The organism is Segeticoccus rhizosphaerae (assembly GCF_009192725.1).
GTDB classification, from domain to species: domain Bacteria; phylum Actinomycetota; class Actinomycetes; order Actinomycetales; family Dermatophilaceae; genus Segeticoccus; species Segeticoccus rhizosphaerae.
On the sequence record NZ_VOHR01000508.1, the window covers coordinates 1 to 1,821 of the forward strand.

A 1,821-nucleotide genomic window follows, 5' to 3' on the forward strand; every position below is an offset into this window, starting at 1 on the left:
CCAGCCGGCCCCTACGCGCCGCCGCCCGTCGGGCCGTCGGCCCACCAGCCCGGGGGCCCATATGTCCAGGGGCCAGGGCCGGGGCCGTCCCGGGCACCATGGGGACCACAGCAGCCCGGTCGCGGACCGGGATATCCGGGCAGCCCGTGGCAGGTCGGTCCGACCCCGCAGGGCCCGCCCCCGCAGGGTCCCTGGCCACCGGCCCCCTCCCGCCCCGACAGCGGTAGCCACCTGGGCTGGGGGCTCCTGGTCGGCGCGGTCCTGCTCGCGCTGGTCGCCGGGGTCCTCGGTGGGGTCACCGGCGCCTACCTGGCCAGTGACGATCAGAGCACCCTTGCGCTCTCCCCGGGAGCCGGGGCCACGAGCCGGCCGGAGGGCTCGATCGCCAACATCGCCGCCAAGGCACTGCCCAGTGTCGTCACCCTCAAGGTCAGGGGCAACGGCCGGGCCGGCACCGGGTCGGGATTCATCGTCCGCGAGGACGGCTACCTGTTGACCAACAACCACGTCGTCTCGATGGGTGGCGGCGACACCAGCATCATCGTGCAGTTCTCGGACGGCACCCAGGAGCGGGGCAAGGTCGTCGGCAGCGACGCGTCATACGACCTCGCCGTTGTCAAGGTGGAGGAGAAGGGGCTGCCGACGCTCACGTTCGGCTCGTCCAGGCGGGTGGCGGTCGGGGACCCGGTCATCGCGGTCGGGGCGCCACTCGGGCTGGAGAGCACCGTCACCAGCGGCATCGTCAGCGCGTTGAACCGCCCTGTCTCCGCTGGGGACTCACAGGACGAGCGCTCCTACATCAACGCCATCCAGACCGACGCAGCAATCAATCCCGGCAACTCCGGGGGGCCGCTGCTGGACGGGTCAGGTCGGGTCATCGGGATCAACTCGGCCATCGCCCGGATCCCCAGCGCGGGCGGCGACGAGTCAGGCAGCATCGGAGTGGGTTTCGCCATCCCGAGCGACCAGGCGCGCAGGACGGCAGAACAGCTCATCAAGACCGGCAAGGCCGAGCACCCAGTCATCGGAGTGCTGCTCGACCGCCGGTATGACGGGCAGGGCGTCAAGATCATCGACACGAAGGACGCCGGCGGGCAGGACCCCGTCGTCCCGGGCGGTCCCGCCGACAAGGCCGGGCTGAAGCCCGGCGACGTCATCCTCAAGCTCGACGGCAAGCCGGTCACCGACACCGACGAGCTCGTCGTGCAGATCCGCGCGCACGCGATCGGGGACGTCGTCACACTGCTGGTCCGCAGCGACGGCCGGGAGCGTACTGTGAAGATGACCCTCGAAGGCAGCGGCTGAACGCCGCAACAGGACCGAGCGAAGGACAACCGTGCCCGTCAACATGTGGGAGTTCGTGATCCTCGTGGTCGTGGGCCTCATCGTGCTCGGACCCGAGCGGCTGCCCGAGTATGCCCAGAAGCTGGGTCGGTTGGTCCGTCAGGCCAGGACGATGGCCGAGAACGCGCGCAGCCAGCTCGGCGACGAGCTCGGGCCGGAGTTCAAGGACGTCGACTGGGAGCAGTTCGACCCCCGGCGTTACGACCCGCGTCGGATCGTCCGGGAGGCGTTGCTCGACGACGGCGACGACGAGGTCGACGCCGAGAGCCCTGCCGATGAGGCCGGGCCGACGATGCCGGCGCAGCGTCGCGCGCCCGAGTACGACCCGTCGGCCCCCACGCCCTACGACGTGGACGCGACCTGATCCTCGGGAGGGATCATCGGCCGGTGGGGGTCAGCCCGAGCGAGCGGCCGGCCAGGCCGCGCGACCTCGTGCGCAGTCCGCGGGCGATGCCACGCAGCGCCACGGCCGCTGGG

General features: G+C 71.6%; 2 protein-coding genes. Both read left to right on the plus strand.

Going from position 1 to position 1,821, the window contains the following annotated elements; translation table 11 throughout:
- A partial coding sequence (locus FRW57_RS21175) for a S1C family serine protease (RefSeq protein ID WP_238999526.1) occupies positions 1–1,305 on the plus strand: 1,305 nt, incomplete at its 5' end.
- A gap of 31 nt (positions 1,306–1,336) precedes the next feature.
- On the plus strand, positions 1,337–1,708 hold the full coding sequence (locus FRW57_RS21180) for a sec-independent translocase (RefSeq protein ID WP_238384860.1): 372 nt from the start codon (positions 1,337–1,339) through the stop codon (positions 1,706–1,708).
- Positions 1,709–1,821 lie beyond the last annotated feature (113 nt).